17 protein-coding genes and 2 rRNA genes (1 of these 19 running past the window's edge) are annotated in these 15,622 nt (G+C 64.7%); 11 read left to right on the top strand and 8 right to left on the bottom strand.

The genetic code is table 11. The features are described from left to right. Positions 1 to 15: 15 nt before the first annotated feature. Entirely contained in the window at positions 16 to 477 is a 462-nt protein-coding gene (locus N4264_RS05310) for a DUF2721 domain-containing protein (RefSeq protein WP_261696030.1), read from the top strand. A gap of 60 nt (positions 478 to 537) precedes the next feature. Next, entirely contained in the window at positions 538 to 996 is a 459-nt protein-coding gene (locus N4264_RS05305) for an OsmC family protein (protein WP_261696029.1), read from the top strand. Positions 997 to 1,054: 58 nt separating this feature from the next. Here N4264_RS05305 and N4264_RS05300 read toward each other — a convergent pair whose 3' ends face one another. Then, positions 1,055 to 1,324 (bottom strand): hypothetical protein, encoded by a 270-nt coding sequence (locus N4264_RS05300; protein WP_261696028.1) that lies wholly within the window; start codon positions 1,322 to 1,324, stop codon positions 1,055 to 1,057. Positions 1,325 to 1,568: 244 nt separating this feature from the next. Here N4264_RS05300 and N4264_RS05295 point away from each other — a divergent pair, with 244 nt between their 5' ends. After that, entirely contained in the window at positions 1,569 to 2,129 is a 561-nt protein-coding gene (locus tag N4264_RS05295) for a glycine zipper 2TM domain-containing protein (RefSeq protein ID WP_261696027.1), read from the top strand. A 134-nt stretch (positions 2,130 to 2,263) separates the two neighbouring features. Beyond that, on the top strand, positions 2,264 to 2,617 hold the full coding sequence (locus tag N4264_RS05290) for a glutaredoxin family protein (RefSeq protein WP_261696026.1): 354 nt from the start codon (positions 2,264 to 2,266) through the stop codon (positions 2,615 to 2,617). Here the strand turns inward: N4264_RS05290 and N4264_RS05285 are convergent. The 4 genes from N4264_RS05285 to N4264_RS05270 all read right to left on the bottom strand — a co-directional run bounded on the left by N4264_RS05285 (position 2,614) and on the right by N4264_RS05270 (position 5,322). Continuing rightward, entirely contained in the window at positions 2,614 to 3,711 is a 1,098-nt protein-coding gene (locus N4264_RS05285; protein WP_261696025.1) for a DegT/DnrJ/EryC1/StrS family aminotransferase, read from the bottom strand. The two genes, N4264_RS05290 and N4264_RS05285, sit on opposite strands and share 4 nt — an antisense overlap. Positions 3,712 to 3,725: 14 nt before the next feature. Further along, entirely contained in the window at positions 3,726 to 4,460 is a 735-nt protein-coding gene (locus tag N4264_RS05280; protein ID WP_261696024.1) for a hypothetical protein, read from the bottom strand. A gap of 66 nt (positions 4,461 to 4,526) precedes the next feature. After that, on the bottom strand, positions 4,527 to 5,057 hold the full coding sequence (locus N4264_RS05275) for a DNA-deoxyinosine glycosylase (protein ID WP_261696023.1): 531 nt from the start codon (positions 5,055 to 5,057) through the stop codon (positions 4,527 to 4,529). A gap of 31 nt (positions 5,058 to 5,088) precedes the next feature. Next, positions 5,089 to 5,322: a hypothetical protein gene (locus tag N4264_RS05270; protein WP_261696022.1), complete on the bottom strand. Its 234-nt coding sequence runs from the start codon at positions 5,320 to 5,322 to the stop codon at positions 5,089 to 5,091. Positions 5,323 to 5,468: 146 nt separating this feature from the next. Here N4264_RS05270 and N4264_RS05265 point away from each other — a divergent pair, with 146 nt between their 5' ends. From N4264_RS05265 to N4264_RS05245, 5 genes are all read left to right on the top strand, one after another. Beyond that, on the top strand, positions 5,469 to 6,560 hold the full coding sequence (locus N4264_RS05265) for a DNA polymerase beta superfamily protein (protein ID WP_261696021.1): 1,092 nt from the start codon (positions 5,469 to 5,471) through the stop codon (positions 6,558 to 6,560). Further along, positions 6,557 to 7,339 carry a nucleotidyltransferase domain-containing protein gene (locus N4264_RS05260; RefSeq protein ID WP_261696020.1) on the top strand — a complete coding sequence of 261 codons (783 nt, stop codon included), beginning with the start codon at positions 6,557 to 6,559 and terminating at the stop codon, positions 7,337 to 7,339. Before N4264_RS05265 ends, N4264_RS05260 begins: the two co-directional genes overlap by 4 nt. Before the next feature lie 59 nt (positions 7,340 to 7,398). After that, positions 7,399 to 9,432, top strand: coding sequence for a sensor domain-containing protein (locus N4264_RS05255; protein ID WP_261696019.1), 2,034 nt, complete (start codon positions 7,399 to 7,401; stop codon positions 9,430 to 9,432). A gap of 73 nt (positions 9,433 to 9,505) precedes the next feature. Then, on the top strand, positions 9,506 to 10,216 hold the full coding sequence (locus tag N4264_RS05250; RefSeq protein ID WP_261696018.1) for a pseudouridine synthase: 711 nt from the start codon (positions 9,506 to 9,508) through the stop codon (positions 10,214 to 10,216). Between the two features lie 179 nt (positions 10,217 to 10,395). Beyond that, a complete protein-coding gene (locus N4264_RS05245; RefSeq protein ID WP_261696017.1) occupies positions 10,396 to 10,761 on the top strand; it encodes a BON domain-containing protein in 366 nt (121 codons plus the stop codon). Positions 10,762 to 10,809: 48 nt separating this feature from the next. Here the strand turns inward: N4264_RS05245 and N4264_RS05240 are convergent, their stop codons facing one another. After that, positions 10,810 to 11,880, bottom strand: coding sequence for a diguanylate cyclase (locus N4264_RS05240; protein WP_261696016.1), 1,071 nt, complete (start codon positions 11,878 to 11,880; stop codon positions 10,810 to 10,812). A 105-nt stretch (positions 11,881 to 11,985) separates the two neighbouring features. Here N4264_RS05240 and N4264_RS05235 point away from each other — a divergent pair, with 105 nt between their 5' ends. Together N4264_RS05235 and N4264_RS05230 are read left to right on the top strand one after the other, a co-directional pair. Continuing rightward, positions 11,986 to 12,582 carry a DUF924 family protein gene (locus tag N4264_RS05235; protein ID WP_261696015.1) on the top strand — a complete coding sequence of 199 codons (597 nt, stop codon included), beginning with the start codon at positions 11,986 to 11,988 and terminating at the stop codon, positions 12,580 to 12,582. A 133-nt stretch (positions 12,583 to 12,715) separates the two neighbouring features. Next, positions 12,716 to 13,651 (top strand): carbohydrate kinase family protein, encoded by a 936-nt coding sequence (locus tag N4264_RS05230; protein ID WP_261696014.1) that lies wholly within the window; start codon positions 12,716 to 12,718, stop codon positions 13,649 to 13,651. Positions 13,652 to 14,355: 704 nt separating this feature from the next. On the opposite strand, the gene rrf is transcribed toward N4264_RS05230, so the two are convergent. Beyond that, positions 14,356 to 14,468, bottom strand: a 5S ribosomal RNA gene (gene rrf / locus N4264_RS05225). Between the two features lie 118 nt (positions 14,469 to 14,586). Beyond that, positions 14,587 to 15,622 (bottom strand): 23S ribosomal RNA (locus tag N4264_RS05220); it runs 1,837 nt beyond the window's last position.

The raw sequence follows: 15,622 nt of genomic DNA, 5'->3' as shown, positions 1-15,622 counted from the left end.
CTGCTGACCGTCTCCATGGCTGACATCCTCCCCGTCAACGACATTGCCCATGTCATCCAGCTTTCCGTCGCGCCGGTTTTCCTGCTCAGTGGCGTCGGCGCCCTGCTCGGCGTGCTGACGAGCCGGCTGGCCCGCGTGGTGGATCGTGCGCGACGCCAGGAGGACCGCCTGGAAAATGCCGCGCCACCACGCGATGCGGAGATCCTCGACGAGCTGGCGAAACTGTCGCGGCGTGCACGCCTGATGAACTGGTCGATCAGCCTCGTCACGGCCTGCGCCCTGCTGATCAGCAGCGTGATCGTGGTGCTGTTCGCCGGCGCACTGTTACGGGTGAACGTGAGCCTTCTGGCTGCTACGCTTTTCGTCACTGCCATGATCGCGCTGATCGCCGGCCTCGTGGCATTTCTGCGGGAAATCTACCTTGCGACCATCCACCTGCGGCTGGGGCCGATACCTGTCGGCAAGCGCGCCGGATGACTGGCGCAGCAATAGCCTGGGAGTGTTCAACCCTATCCATTCCGACCAGGAACCCGGCTCATGAGTGAACATGGCGCCAGCGTCAGCTGGCAGCGCAACGGTGCACGATTTGTCGACAACCGCTATTCCCGGGCGCACCGCTGGCAGTTCGACGGCGGTGCCACGGTGGCCGCCGCGGCCTCGCCGCTGGTGGTCGCTCCTTCGCTCACGGATGCAGCGGCCGTCGATCCCGAGGAAGCATTCATCGCGGCGCTGTCGAGCTGTCACATGCTGTGGTTTCTGTCGCTGGCCGCAAAGGACGGCTGGTGCGTGGACAGCTACGAAGACGACGCCACGGGCCACATGCGCGAGTTCGAACCCGGGCGGGCGCGCTTTGAGTCCGTCGTACTGAGACCGAAGGTGGTGTTCAGTGGCGAGCGCCAGCCGGATGCGGCGCAACTGACGGCCCTGCACGAGGCCGCGCACCATCGCTGTTTCCTGGCCAATTCAGTGGCGACGCCGATCCGTATCGAATCCTGATCGTCGGGGCGTGATTCGGGTCAATGCCCAGCCCCGGCCCGACGCCGGGGCTGTCCGCTCATGCGTCGCCGCTGTCTTTCTTGTCTTCGACCTGGACAACCTTGCCGTTGGCCATCCACAACTGGATCTTGCGACCTTTCCGTTTATAGACCCAGACTTCCGCGCCTTCCGACGCATCGGCCTGTTCGATCTTCTCCGGTGATCCGGCGACATCACGCACGCGCGTGACCGGATCGCCGATCGACACCATGCGCGAGCCGAAGCGGGCGCTCTGGGCGCACACGTCGGTCATGGTGAGAAATCCAGCCACCAGCAACAACCATTTCATAGCGGTCCCCTGTGAAAAGGCGCCTATTCTGCTATCCGGCCATGGCATGAATCTGACACCTGCTCCCAGATTTTGCGCGCTGCCACACTCGTGCGTGACGCAGTTCACAGTTTAAACCGCGACGCAGGTCCGAATCGTACGCCAATTGTGTGACCTCGCTCTCGGCCGAACCGACGATGCGGTCGCGGTTCAGCGACTGTCAGCTGCAATCAGCGCGCGTTTTTGTTTCGCATAGGGAGACGTCATGGAAACGAAACTGATCCTGGGAATTGCCACGGGGGTGGTGATTGCCGTAGGGGGAATGGCAGCGGCGCAGCGGTATTCCGGCCAGTCGCAGGCTGCGGCCGAAGCCGCTCGCGAAGCCGCGTTGTGGGCCGACGTGCGCAGCGTGCATCCGGTTATCGAGAAAATCACCACGCCACGGCGTGATTGCGAGCAGGCTACCGTCACCAAGCGCCTGCCCGAGCGCGACGGCAACGTCGGCGGCACCGTGATCGGCGCGCTGGTCGGCGGTGCAATCGGGAACCAGGTGGGCGGCGGCAAGGGCCGCCAGGCCGCGACCGTTGGCGGTGCCGTCGCCGGCGGCTTTATCGGCCACGAAATGGACAAGCGTCACGTCGGCGGACGCGTCGTCACCAGTACGGAGACACGCTGCCGCACCGTCGAAGACGTCAGCGAAAAGGTCGTCGGCTACGACGTGACCTACCTGCACAACGGCCGCGAGTACACCACGCGGATGGATCACGACCCCGGCACGCGCCTGCGCGTGGAGCCGACGGTGCAGCCGGTCCAGAGCCGACCGTAACCTCCGGCAACGGCCGGGCGCAGCCGTGCCACGCTTCAACGCGGGCGTGACCGGCCACAGAAACTCCCTCGCCCTGCGCACGCTCGCAGGGCGGAGGCGTGCCACTCCGGCATCGCCGTTACCGGAGCCACATCATGCTTTTGCGCGCCCTGCTTGCTGCCCTGCTCACCCTTGGACTTACCGCCGCCGCCCAGGCGGGCGATCGCCAGAAAGCCGCCGCGACGGTATCGAAACAGGATGTGGTGATGTATGTCCTGCCCGATTGTGGCTATTGCGAAAAAATGCGCAGCCACCTGCGTGAACGGGGCGTCTCCTGGAAAGAGAAGGACATCGCCGCCTCGCCGCAGGCCAAGCAGGAATTCGACGCGCGCGGCGGACAGGGTACCCCGCTGACCCTGGTCGGCGATGCCGTCATCGCCGGTTACCAGCCCGCCGCCGTCGATGCCGCGCTCACGCTGGGCGACGACGCCCCGCGCAAGGTCAACTAGACACGCTGCAACGCTTCCGCCACCTGTTCCACGGCCCGCGGTTCCAGGTGCGGGCCGATGGGAAGGCTCAGCACTTCGCTTGCCAGCTGTTCGGCCAGTGGCAGGCTGCCCGGTGGCAACCCCAGATCGGCATAGGCGTCCTGGCGGTGCGGGGGAATCGGATAGTGGATCAGCGTGCCGATGCCCAGCTCGGCCAGCCGTTTCTGCGTCGCTTCGCGTCGGCCCGTCCGCACGACATAGAGATGCCAGGCCGGTTCCGCCCACGCCGGCACCGTGGGAAGAACCAGGTCAACGCCGGCCAGTGCCCGGGTGTAAGCCTCGGCCAGCGCGGTACGACGGGCATTCCAGGTGTCCAGGTGCGCCAGCTTCACCCGCAGCACCGCCGCCTGCAGCGGATCGAGGCGGCTGTTCCAACCGCGTTCGTCGTTGACGTATTTCACCCGTGACCCGTAGTTGCGCAGCACGCGCAGGCGTTCGGCGAGCATCGGATCGTTCGTGGTGACGGCGCCCGCATCCCCGACAGCGCCCAGGTTCTTGCCCGGATAGAAACTCCAGGCAACGGCGTCACCGTGCCCGCCGACACGGCGGCCGCGATAGCGCGCGCCGTGCGCCTGGGCCGCGTCCTCCAGCACGCGCAAGCCGTGTTGCCGCGCCAGCGCGAGGATCGGGTCCAGATCAGCCGGTTGCCCGTACAGATGCACCGGCAGGATCACCCGCGTGCGCGGCGTGATGGCCGCTTCGATACGTGCGGGGTCGAGATTGTGCGTGGCCGGATCCGGCTCGACCGGCACCGGCGTCGCCCCGCACTGGCTGACCGCCAGCCAGGTCGCGATGTAGGTGTTGGACGGAACGATGACCTCGTCACCCGGCCCCACGTCCATGGCGCGCAATGCCAGGTGCAACGCGTCCAGTCCGTTTGCCACACCGACGCTGTGGGCGACGCCGCAGTAGGCGGCGAACTCCGCCTCGAAGGCCTCGACCTCACTGCCCAGGATGTACCAGCCACTGTCGAGCGACCGCGCCACGGCCGCATCGATCGCGTCCTTGAGTTCCAGGTAGGCGGCACGCAGGTCCAGAAAGGGAATTGTCGACATTTTCAGTTCCGGAATTATTTCTTCGGAGGGTTTGGCAACTTCGCCAGATCGAGGCCGGCCACCTCGAAATCCAGGGTGCGCTTGCCCTTGCCCTTCCATTCGCAGTCGATGAACACATGCCGCGCCTTTGACGCCTTCGCGATGAACGCAACGTCGCGATCAATGAACATCGCCGGCTCGCCGGTGGGGGGAATCGTCGCCGGCATCCGCTCGGCCGGCTGGTCGTCAAAGCGCACGCTGACCGAGCAGTCACGTCCGCAGGTGAAACCACCCTCGTCGCGCAGGAGATAGACACTCTGCCCCCATTCCGGATGCTGGCGCAGCACGAGCCGCACACGGTCGGGCCCTTCCTGCTCGGGCGATCCCTGGGCGAACACGTAGGCCGTGTACTGCGTGCCCTTGCCTTCCTTGACCTGGTTGTAGGTCCACAGCCGCGCGATTCGGCGCGATTCGGCCAGCGCGGCCGCCCGCTCCTTCAGCGCCGGCAGGGTCTTCTGCACTTCGTCGGCGGCAGGGGTGCCGGGAAAGCGCTTGACGATATCGCTGCCGATGCCTTCGGCCAGGTCATAGCGTTCGGTGGTGCGCAGCTGCTCGTACATCTTCAGTTTCTCGGCGGCCTGCACGGCCAGCTGCTGTGCCTGCAGCTGCGCCGCGCCGGGCGGCGCCGCCGCCGGCTTGCCCCCGTCGGAACAGGCAGCGAGCGTAAGGACGGCCGGAATCAGCAGCCAGCGAATGGGCACACGGATCATGGCGGAGGCTCCCGCGACAAAACGCGGACGATAACCGAAAGCCCCCGCGCCCGTCGTCCGGGCCGGCTATTCCAGGTAGGGCTGCAACACCCGCCATTGCGCCAGCTTCTCGGCCCGGCTGACCGACGCATGTGCCGGGCTGGTCGACGGCAAGGGATGCAACTGCGGAATTTCCCGGGACAAGGCCTGCGGCAATCCGGCAAGCACGTGACGCCGAAAGGCCTGCCAGGCGAGTCCGCCGTTGAATGCCAGCGCGCGAATCGTGGGCCGCTCCCGCAGCAGCCTGGCCAGGTCGTTGGGAACCTCACTGTGGCGCGCCACCGCGCTGTCCAGGCTGCCGGGCCGTTCACAGGCGCGCAGCACATCCCACAGCCCCACGCCGGCGGCATTGAGCCGGGCCAGGCGCTCTGCGTAGTCGAGCGCGGCCGGAACGCCGGTCAGCGCTTCCATGAACGGCCAGAACAAGTTGAGCGGATGGGCGTAGTACTGCTGCTGCCCCAGCGACCGCGTGCCCGGCATGGAACCGAGCACCAGGACACGGCATCCGGCCGGCACCTGTGGCGGCATGCTCTCCACATAGGCCGAGCCTGCCGGCACCCGGCGTGTACGCTTTTGCGCCACGCAAAGCCTATTCGGCAGCCACCTCCGGGTTGGCGGCCTCGGCTTCATGCCGGCGTGCGACACGATCCTTCAAACGCTGCAGGATGATTTCGTACAGGGTCAGCGCATCTTGCGCGGCCATGTCCGGCCGGGCGCCTTCGATGGGATACCGGCCCGAAGAGATGATGGCGGCGGCGAGTTCCAGCGCGATCTGCGAGGCGCTCGGCGCATTGACCGAATTCACTACCGTGGGATTGGCCATGGATCGCTCACGCAACTGCCTGGATGGCCCAAGACTACCTGCGTACCGGGGCCGGCGCCAAGCGCCACGGCAACCGCTAGGACCGACCCTGCGATGACCGCCGCCGTGAGCTTTCCGCGCCGCCGTCCACGCTTCACAATAGCCGGATGCTCGATATCGACAGTCTGCTTCGTCCCGGACATCCCGCCGTCCTTTTTACCTGCATCAGCGGCAGCCACGCCTACGGAACGGCGACGGCCGCCAGCGACGAGGACATCCGCGGCCTGTTCGTCTTCCCCATGCGGCGTTACCTGGACCTCACGGCACCGCCAGACCAGATCGCCGATGCGCGCAACGACCGGGTTTTCTACAGCCTGCGCCGTGCCATGGTGCTGCTGGCGCAAGGCAATCCCAATCTGCTGGAGCTGTTGTTCATGCCGGACGATTGCGTCCGCTTCAGCAGCCCCGGGATGGCCCAGCTTGTGGCGCACCGGCACCTGTTCCTCACACGCGAATGCGCCCAGGCGCACCTGAACTACGCATTTTCACAAGTAAAGAAGGCGCGCGGGCAGAACAAGTGGATCAACAATCCAAAACCGGTCGAAGCGCCGCGCAAGGAGGATTTCTGCCACCTGATCCTCCAGGATCGCGGCAACCGTAATGCGTCGCCGCCAGCCCGTCCCGTGCGCGTTGACGCCAGCGGCATTGACCTGTCGCGCTGCCGCGTGGCGCGACTGGAACATGCCCGGGATGTGTACCGTCTCTATCGCGGCGGTTCGGCTGGCGTATTCCGCGGCGACAACCTCGTCTGCGAGAGCATTCCCGTCGAGGCCGAAACGACCGACTACATCGGCCTGCTGCTCTACAACGAAGGCGCCTGGCGCCAGGCCATGGCGGACCACCACAACTACTGGACCTGGCGCCGCGAACGCAATGAATCGCGTTGGCAGATGCAGGAACGCGGCGAAGTCGACTACGACGCGAAGAACCTCAAGCATACCCTGCGTCTGCTGATGTCCGGAGAGTCGATCCTGACCCGCGCCACACCGATTGTCCGCTTTGAAGGCGACGACCTGGCCCTGCTGCGCGACGTTCGCGGCGGGCGCTACACCTACACGGAAATTCTTGCCATGGCCCAGACCATCATGGCCCGCTGCGAACCGCTGCTCGCGGCATCGGACCTCCCCGCCGCGACGGACCCGGCGCAGGCCAGCGAACTCCTCGCAGCCATCACGGCGCAATGGGAGTGCCGGCAATGACCCGCGCCATTGACGAGGCGATCAGCTCGGCCATCGACACGCTGGAGCGCGAGCGGAACATCCGTGTGCTGATGGCGGTGGAGTCGGGCAGCCGCGCCTGGGGATTTGCCTCGCCGGACAGCGACTACGACGTGCGCTTCGTCTATGCCCACCGACGCGACTGGTACCTGCGACTGGCCGAGCCCAAGGACGTGATCGAGGCCATGCTGCCGGGCGACCTGGACCTGTCCGGCTGGGACGTGCGCAAGGCGCTGCGCCTGTTTGCCGATGGCAATGTCGCACTTTGCGAGTGGCTGGATTCGCCCATCGTCTATCGCGAGCGCGACGGCTTCATGGACGCGCTGCGCGCCACGCTGCCGGCCTGCTATCAGCCATCCCGCGCCTACTTTCACTACTGGGCCACCGCACGCAAGATGTATGCGGAGCACTTGGCCGGGGATCAGGTCACGCTGAAAAAGGTATTTTATTGCCTTCGCGCACTGCTGTGCTGCCGCTGGATTGCGCGGACGCTGACGCAGCCACCGACGGATTTCGCGCGGCTGCTGGCCGGCGAGGACGCCAGTACGCAGGAGCGTACATGGATTGGCGTGCTGCAGGAGCGCAAGACGCTGGCCGTGGAAGGTCAGCGCGAACCGCTGGATCCCGCGGTACGGCAGTGGCTGGTCGACGCCATCGCCGCCGGACAAGCGATTGGCGAGAGCCTGCGCGCCCGCACGCCGCCCGACCGCGCAGCGCTCGATGCCCTGTTCCTGTCGGTGTGGCGCCAGTCACCCGAGTGAGGCTACTGCCGCGTCTGTCTGGCCTTTCCCACGGCTGGCCGCGCGGCATACGATGCGGCATGCGAAAGCCCGGCCGTGGCGAAGTTTCCGATGTATCCGCGGCGCCTCGGCTGGCCGTGCTGGCCGCCGACGAGAACGGCGCCCCACTCCTGGTCGAACGCCTCCAGGCGTGCGGTTTTGCCCGCCCGGCGATCTGTCGGCTGGGTGACCTGGTCTCCGCTGGTGGTCCCTCTGTCGATGTGCTCGTGCTCGGCATGGCCGAGCTGCACGGCTCGGTGGCCGTCATCGACACGGTCGTGGCGCATGCGCCGGAAACGCTGTGCCTGGTGGCGGTCGACGTGCGCGACGACGCGCAGGCCCGTCTGGTGCTGGCGCGCGGCATCGACGAATGCGTACGCACGGACGAGAAAGATGTCGACCTCATCCGGCACGTGCATTTCGCGCTCGCACGGCGACAGGGGCGTGCACGCACGGCGTATCCGCGGACATCCCTGGCGCTCGCCGCGTTCGACGAGAGCGTCACGCTGCTCTGCGTCCACGACATGGACGGGCGCCTTCTCGCGGTCAACGACGCTGCCGCGACGGCGCTGGGATACCGGGTGGACCAGGTGGAGGGACTATCGCTGGCAAAGAATCTCGGTCCCGCGATGAGCCGGCGCTTTCCCGGCTATTTGAAGCGTCTGCGCGCGAATGGGCTGGACACGGGGGTGTTCGCACTGCGGCACCGCGACGGCCGTCTGCGCTACTGGAAATACGCCAATTGCTCGGTGTCGCTGCCCGACGGGCGCGAGGTGGTCGTCGGCAATGCCCACGATGTGACGGCCGAGCGTCTCGAACGCCGGAGCGAAGAAGCGCGACTGGCCGAGCTCGAAGCCGTGAACGACGCCGCACTGATCGGCCTGTTCCGGGCCGATATCAAGGGCGACGTCACCTACGTCAACACGGCCTATGAACGCCTCTCAGGCCTGTATACCCGCAGCGCGCTCGGCAGCGGATGGCTCGACGCTGTCCACGCCGACGACCGCGTGGCAGTCAAGCGCGCCTGGCAGGACAGCGTCGCCGCGCGCGGGCGGTTCTTCCGCCAGTTCCGTTTCCAGCAGGCCGACGGCCGCGTGCTCTGGGTCGACGTGCAGGCGGCCCCGGTGGTCGTCGACGGCGAAATCGCCGGCTTCGCGGGCAGCGTCGAGGATGTGACCGCGCGTCAGCATGCCGAGCAATCGTTGCGCCGCAGCGAGCAGCGCCTGCGGACGATTACCAACGCCTTGCCGGCGATGGTCGCCTACGTGGATGCCGGGTGGCGTTTCGTGTTCGCCAATGCGCGCTACGAGGCCACGTTTGCGCAAGGCCGCAGCGTGGTGGGGCGGCAGGTCATCGATGTCCTCAGCCCCGACCAGTTCGAACGCCGCCGGGCCAACATCGAGCGCGCACTGCAGGGTGAACGTATCGTCTTCGAGGATGAACATGCGCAGGACGAAGAGCGTCGCGTTTTTGAATTCTCCTATATTCCGCAACTGGACGAAGACGAACGCGAAGTCATTGGCGTGCACTCGATGGTGCAGGACGTCACGCCGCAGAAGCGCGAAGAACAGCGGCTGCTGCACCTGGCCGAGCAGGATCCCCTGACCGGCCTGCTCAATCGCGCCGGCTTCATGGCGCGCCTCACCCGCGCCCTCGCCCGCACGCGCGACCAGAAGACCCAGGCCGCGCTGATGTATCTGGATGTGGACTACTTCAAGAAGGTCAACGACACGCTCGGGCACGGCATCGGCGACGCACTCCTGAAGGCCTTTGCCCAGCGGCTGACGGACGCGCTGCGGACCTCTGACGCCGTCGGGCGCCTGGGCGGCGACGAGTTCGTGGTGGTGTCCGAAAACGTGCGCCGTCGCGAGTACGCGGCGGCGGTGGCGGCGAAGATCGTGACGGCGATGCGGCGCCCCTTCCTGCTGGACGGCCAGACCGTGCGGGTGAGTACGAGCGTGGGACTGGCCTTTAGCGATGGCACCCAGTCGACGTCGGCGCTGCTGGAGCTGGCCGACCAGGCCCTTTACCGGGCCAAGCAGGCTGGCCGTGACACCTACCGTGTGTCCGAATAGACGCGGCGTCACTGGAGTGGCGCGCCGGGCTGTGCCAGCATTCGCGCCCGTCCGACTGGCTGGCTGTGCGTCCATGCGTCTGAACAAGTTCATCAGCGATACCGGTTTATGCTCGCGCCGGGAGGCCGACGCGCTGATCGAAGCCGGGCGGGTGACGGTGGACGGCAGGAAGGCGGCCGTGGGCGGCGTGGTCGAGGACGGCGCCGAAGTGCGCGTCGACGGCGAGCTGCTGCGCCTGAAGAACCAGCGTGGCGGCGCAAAATCGGTGTATATCGCGCTGAACAAGCCAGTCGGCGTCACCTGTACGACCGAATCGACGGTGAAAGACAACATCATCGATTTCATCGATCACCGGGAACGTATTTTCCCGATCGGTCGACTCGACAAGGATTCCGAAGGCCTGATCCTGCTCACGAACAACGGGGATATCGTCAATGAAATCCTGCGTTCGGAGAACCGGCACGAGAAGGAGTATCTGGTCGCGGTGAACAAGCCGGTGACCGATGAATTCCTGCTCGGCATGGCCCGGGGCGTGCGCATCCATGGCCAGATGACCAAGCCCTGCAAGGCGTACAAGCTGGGCAAGTTTGGCTTCCGCATCATTCTGACCCAGGGACTGAACCGCCAGATCCGGTTGATGGCCGCCGCCTTCGGCTACCGGGTCAAACAGTTGCGGCGCGTCCGCATCGTCAATATCAAGCTGGGCAATCTCAAGCTCGGCCAGTGGCGCAACCTGACACCGGCAGAATTGAAAGGCCTGCTGCCGCATCGCACCGAGTGGTAGTGCACGATGCCAGGGCATCTTGCACGAGCCTGACCGGCGGACACGTGCATTCTGCCGCATCCACCATCGCGCAACACGTTGATCTGTATTGAATTGTAGCTGGCACATCCCTTGTAGGGAGATCCGATGTGTCGACCGGAGAAGCGGTCGATCGCGCAACCCCACCAAGGAGACCAACCATGCGCATTCCGTTCATCGCGAAGTCCGCTGCCGCGCTGCTTCTTGGCGTTACCTCGATCGCGGTCTGGGCGAATGATCCGCCCAAGACCGACGCCAAGGACCGCCAGGAACAGGTCAAGCACGACAATGATCACGACTCCAGCCAGCCGATGGGCGACACCTGGATCACCACCAAGGTGAAGACCGAGCTGTTGGCCGATTCGGCGGTCAAGGGCACCGATATCAACGTCACGACCATCAACGGCGTGGTCACCCTGGCCGGCGTGCTCGACAACCAGGTCGCCATCGACAAGGCGATCACCATCGCCAAGAACGTCAAGGGCGTCACTGACGTCGACACGCGCGCACTGAAACTGCGCAAGTAGTTGCTCACCGTGCAGGGATCGCCCCTGGGGCCAGGGACGGCCCGGACTTCACGAGTCCATCGCCAGCGCCGCCTTTGCCGCAGCCGGCAAGGGCTCAACGCGGTTCCGCCCCGCATGCTTGGCCGCATAGAGGGCCGCGTCAGCCGCTTCCATCCACATCCGCAGGTCGCCGATCACGGGTGAGGCGGTGGCGACACCAACGCTCACCGTAGCGCCGGGCAACCCGTTTCCGAGGCGGGTTTCCGTCGCAACCAGACTGCGGATCCGCTCCGCAATTTCGGCAGCCTGCGTAGCCGTCGTTTCCGCCAGGACCACGCCGAACTCATCGCCGCCGAACCGTCCCGGCGTATCGATGTCACGCACGCACCGGCGCAGCACATCCGCGACGCAGCGCAGCACTGTGTCGCCTGCCGCATGGCCGTATTCATCGTTGATCAGCTTGAAATGATCGACGTCGAGCATGAGCAATGCCGCGGGGCGGCCATTGCGATGATGCCGCCGCAATTCCACGGCAACCGCCTCGTTCCAATGCTTGCGATTGGGCAGGCCGGTGAGCGAATCGATCCGGTTGAGCTCATCCAGCAGGCGGTTCTGGCGACGGACGGTGTGGGCCAATGTGTATGCGGCGAGTCCGATAGCCGTTGGATAGCTGACCATGAAGGGCAGGCACGCCAGCACGACTTCCATCGAGGTGGCCGGTGCGAACGGGAAACCGAGTGCCGCCGACGTCACCAGGGTGGCCAGCGCCTGGGAAATCACAGCCTGGCGCCAGAGCCTGGGCCCGCCGACGGCAATCTTGTCGACGCCCAGCATCGTCACGTAGAGCGCGCTCGGCAGCGCATTGAACGCCATGACCGCGATCCAGAATCCGCCGAAGGCGGAATCGATCACCAGGTTTTCCCGCTCGGCGTTTTCCGGCGCGGCGGCCCGCCGCGCCCGCCAGTACGCCAGATGGGGCCAGACGTAGCCGTTGACGAACAGGAGGATCCACCAGATCGGGCCGGCCCGCTGTTCGTAAAGTACCGCTCCCGCGCACAGCACTCCCAAGCCGAGGCCGAGCATCCGCAGCCGGTAGACCCGGCGGACGAATCGAATGGCTTCGGCAAGCGGAGTGGCCATCGGCGGCTGGATTCCCGGAAGGAAGCGGCGCTCTCTACATTACGGCTTGATCTGCGGACCATCGGTGCATACATGGTGCCAGACCCTATCGCCAGACAGCAGCCCATGACGGACACGACCATCGACGCCATTCTCGGCTTCTGGTTTCTACCAGCCGAAGGGGAATCCCAGGACGCTGTCAGCCGACGCTGGTTCCGCTCCGATGCCGGATTTGATGAGGCGATCCGCGACCGCTTCGCGGAACACGTTACGGCCGCCCGTCAAGGGCTTCGCGCGGACTGGGCGGCCGAGCCGAGAGGTTGGCTGGCTCTGCTCCTGGTGCTGGACCAGTTCCCCCGCAATATCTACCGCGGCACCGCGCTCGCGTTTGCCGGTGATTCACTGGCTCAACGCGTGGCGTTGTCAGGCATCGACAAGGGGTGGGATCTGGCTTTGCCGCCTGTTCAACGGGTATTTGCGTACCTGCCGCTGGAACACGCCGAGGATGGCGGTCTGCAGGCACGCAGTGTCGAGGCGTTCACCGCCCTGCTTGCAGACGCGCCCCCGGCCGAGCGCAGTCAGTTCGAAGGCTTTCTCGACTACGCGCGGCGGCACGCGGACGTCATCCACCGCTTCGGGCGATTCCCCCACCGCAACCGCGCACTGGGCCGGGCCGACACGGCCGCCGAAGAGGCCTACCTGCGAGACGGCGGCGGATTCTGACAGCCGGACCCCAGCCATCGGCGGCGCCATGGGCCCCGGGCTATCCACGCGTTCGCGCTGAATCTGCGACAATGCGCGCCCTCCGCCCGGCCGGGCGGTATCGCCCCATCTCCAGAACCAGGATTTCGGCTCCATGTCTGCATTGATCTGCGGCTCGCTCGCGTACGACACCATCATGGTGTTCCAGGACCAGTTCAAGAATCACATCCTTCCGGACAAAGTGCATATCCTGAATGTGGCCTTCCTGGTTCCGCGCATGCGCAAGGAATTCGGCGGCTGCGCCGGGAATATCGCCTACAACCTGAAGCTGCTCGGCGAGAATCCAATTCCCATGGCAACCGTAGGCCAGGACTTCGCGCCCTATCGCGAGCATTTCACGCGTTGCGGAATCCGCCTGGACCACGTCAAGGAATTGGAAGACCTCTACACCGCGCAGGCCTTCATCACGACCGACCTGGACGACAACCAGATCACCGCCTTCCATCCCGGCGCGATGATGCGATCGTTCGAAAATCGCGTGCGTGACGTGGCGGATGTGACGTTCGGCATCGTGGCGCCGGACGGCCGCGACGCCATGCTGCAGCATGCGCAGGACTTCGCCGAGCGGGACATTCCTTTCATTTTCGATCCCGGCCAGGCCATGCCGCTGTTCAACGGCGAGGAGTTCCGCGCCTTTATCGAGAAAGCCCAGTACGTGACCGTCAATGACTACGAGTCGCAGCTGCTCCAGGAGCGGACGGGCTGGAGCCCGGAGCAAATTGCCGATCGTGTGAAGGCGTATATCGTCACGCGTGGTCCGAAGGGTTCGCTCATCCACACGCGCGGCGAAACCTTCGACATCCCGCCGGCGCACGAGCGTCGGGTTTCGGATCCGACGGGCTGTGGCGATGCCTACCGGGCGGGGCTCATCTTCGGGATGATGCGCGACATGGATTGGTCCACCGTCGGCCGCGTGGCGTCGCTCATGGGGGCGCTGAAGGTTGAACATCCTGGCACACAGAACCAGCGCTTCACCTACGACGAGTTTGCCGATCAGTTCCGCCAGCAGTTCGGATACGCTCTCGACTGAGTGTGCTGTCCGACCAGGTTGAGAAACGCCGGCTTTTTGCCGGCGTTTTTTTTGCGATCGAGTCCGCAAGAACGGCGCGACGCCCAGCCCGGGGACGCAGCAGGATTGCCGCTCGCCGGCTCGACGCCTGAATGGAGGTGCCGGTGAATTCCCGCTCTCGCCGACGGCGTTCAGACCGGCTGCACCACGCGACTGCCGGCATTTCGCACCTTATCAGTCTCGACGACTTTGCCCGTTGAAGAGTACTGACCAATGCATTAGCGCTCTGGAGTTCTCCCGGGGAGTTACGCGTTACGCGTGGACTTTTTGGGAACGCTGTAGCGCGACGGTCCGCAAACGTCGGGGCGACCACGCTACGCTCGTGCGACGTGAGGCACGTCTCGCCCATTTGCTTGTAACGCCCCCCCTTTGGCGCTTAGCAGATCGCTCCGCTGTCGTGCAGCCCTCATTTGGCGCATGGCGGGGGGATTGACTGAGACGTTCGTCGTTGGCGATCGACAGGAGTGCCACCGACCGGTCGGTAACACCACACGTGACCGCGGTGCTGGTATTCGGTCTGAGCGACTCCGCCCTGCGGAGCGGTGGTCGACCGCTGCGAACATGCGTCGGCAGACGCTTAGATCCGACGTCTACGCACGGGGAACGAGCCGGCCGGAAAAAGACAAAAGGCGTCTCCTAACGGAGACGCCTTTTGAGCGATAAGGCCCTGGCAGTGACCTACTCTTGCATGCGGATGCACACTACCATCGGCGCGGGTTCGTTTCACTTCCGAGTTCGAGAAGGGATCGGGTGGTACCAAACCGCTATGGCCGCCAGGGAGACGTTGGAGTCGCGCAGTTATGCGCGGACTCGGCGTTGTGACTTGGGATGTGAACAGAGTTGGGACTTGCGAGCTAGAACGGTGTGTTGAAGCTAGCGAAGCGTCTTGGAGTTATATGATCAAGCCGCACGGGTCATTAGTATTGGTTAGCTCGGCATTACTGCGATACACACCCAACCTATCAACCAGGTAGTCTACCTGGGCCCTTTAGGGAGCTTAAGCTCCGGGAGGTCTCATCTTGAGGCGCGCTTCCCGCTTAGATGCTTTCAGCGGTTATCGCTTCCGATTATAGCTACCCGGCAGTGCCACTGGCGTGACAACCGGAACACCAGAGAATCGTCCACTCCGGTCCTCTCGTACTAGGAGCAGCCCCTCTCAAACCTCCAACGCCCACGACAGATAGGGACCGAACTGTCTCACGACGTTCTGAACCCAGCTCGCGTACCACTTTAAATGGCGAACAGCCATACCCTTGGGACCGACTACAGCCCCAGGATGTGATGAGCCGACATCGAGGTGCCAAACACCGCCGTCGATATGAACTCTTGGGCGGTATCAGCCTGTTATCCCCGGAGTACCTTTTATCCGTTGAGCGATGGCCCTTCCATACAGAACCACCGGATCACTAAGTCCTACTTTCGTACCTGCTTGATCCGTCGATCTTGCAGTCAAGCACGCTTATGCCTTTGCACACAGTGCGCGATGTCCGACCGCGCTGAGCGTACCTTCGAGCTCCTCCGTTACTCTTTGGGAGGAGACCGCCCCAGTCAAACTACCCACCATACACGGTCCCCGATCCGGATTACGGATCCAGGTTAGAACGTCAAGCACATCAGGGTGGTATTTCAAGGATGGCTCCATGCCAGCTAGCGCCGACACTTCAAAGCCTCCCACCTATCCTACACAGACGAACTCAACGTTCAGTGTAAAGCTATAGTAAAGGTTCACGGGGTCTTTCCGTCTTGCCGCGGGAACGCTGCATCTTCACAGCGATTTCAATTTCACTGAGTCTCGGGTGGAGACAGCGCCGCTGTCGTTACGCCATTCGTGCAGGTCGGAACTTACCCGACAAGGAATTTCGCTACCTTAGGACCGTTATAGTTACGGCCGCCGTTTACTGGGGCTTCGATCAAGAGCTTCGCCTTGCGGCT

Source organism: Tahibacter amnicola (genome assembly GCF_025398735.1).
Lineage (GTDB): Bacteria > Pseudomonadota > Gammaproteobacteria > Xanthomonadales > Rhodanobacteraceae > Tahibacter > Tahibacter amnicola.
The sequence above is the reverse complement of the archived record's forward strand: the minus strand, read 5'-3'. Positions and strand labels throughout refer to the sequence as shown.

What these genes read in the sequence shown, in the direction of transcription:
- N4264_RS05285 (WP_261696025.1), bottom strand. Translation starts at nt 3,711, where the DNA reads ATGTCGACAATTCCCTTTCTGGACCTGCGTGCCGCCTACCTGGAACTC.
- N4264_RS05310 (WP_261696030.1), top strand. Translation starts at nt 16, where the DNA reads ATGGCTGACATCCTCCCCGTCAACGACATTGCCCATGTCATCCAGCTT.
- N4264_RS05290 (WP_261696026.1), top strand. Translation starts at nt 2,264, where the DNA reads ATGCTTTTGCGCGCCCTGCTTGCTGCCCTGCTCACCCTTGGACTTACC.
- N4264_RS05260 (WP_261696020.1), top strand. Translation starts at nt 6,557, where the DNA reads ATGACCCGCGCCATTGACGAGGCGATCAGCTCGGCCATCGACACGCTG.
- N4264_RS05305 (WP_261696029.1), top strand. Translation starts at nt 538, where the DNA reads ATGAGTGAACATGGCGCCAGCGTCAGCTGGCAGCGCAACGGTGCACGA.
- N4264_RS05270 (WP_261696022.1), bottom strand. Translation starts at nt 5,322, where the DNA reads ATGGCCAATCCCACGGTAGTGAATTCGGTCAATGCGCCGAGCGCCTCG.
- N4264_RS05300 (WP_261696028.1), bottom strand. Translation starts at nt 1,324, where the DNA reads ATGAAATGGTTGTTGCTGGTGGCTGGATTTCTCACCATGACCGACGTG.
- N4264_RS05230 (WP_261696014.1), top strand. Translation starts at nt 12,716, where the DNA reads ATGTCTGCATTGATCTGCGGCTCGCTCGCGTACGACACCATCATGGTG.
- N4264_RS05250 (WP_261696018.1), top strand. Translation starts at nt 9,506, where the DNA reads ATGCGTCTGAACAAGTTCATCAGCGATACCGGTTTATGCTCGCGCCGG.
- N4264_RS05265 (WP_261696021.1), top strand. Translation starts at nt 5,469, where the DNA reads ATGCTCGATATCGACAGTCTGCTTCGTCCCGGACATCCCGCCGTCCTT.
- N4264_RS05240 (WP_261696016.1), bottom strand. Translation starts at nt 11,880, where the DNA reads ATGGCCACTCCGCTTGCCGAAGCCATTCGATTCGTCCGCCGGGTCTAC.
- N4264_RS05245 (WP_261696017.1), top strand. Translation starts at nt 10,396, where the DNA reads ATGCGCATTCCGTTCATCGCGAAGTCCGCTGCCGCGCTGCTTCTTGGC.
- N4264_RS05280 (WP_261696024.1), bottom strand. Translation starts at nt 4,460, where the DNA reads ATGATCCGTGTGCCCATTCGCTGGCTGCTGATTCCGGCCGTCCTTACG.
- N4264_RS05235 (WP_261696015.1), top strand. Translation starts at nt 11,986, where the DNA reads ATGACGGACACGACCATCGACGCCATTCTCGGCTTCTGGTTTCTACCA.
- N4264_RS05255 (WP_261696019.1), top strand. Translation starts at nt 7,399, where the DNA reads ATGCGAAAGCCCGGCCGTGGCGAAGTTTCCGATGTATCCGCGGCGCCT.
- N4264_RS05295 (WP_261696027.1), top strand. Translation starts at nt 1,569, where the DNA reads ATGGAAACGAAACTGATCCTGGGAATTGCCACGGGGGTGGTGATTGCC.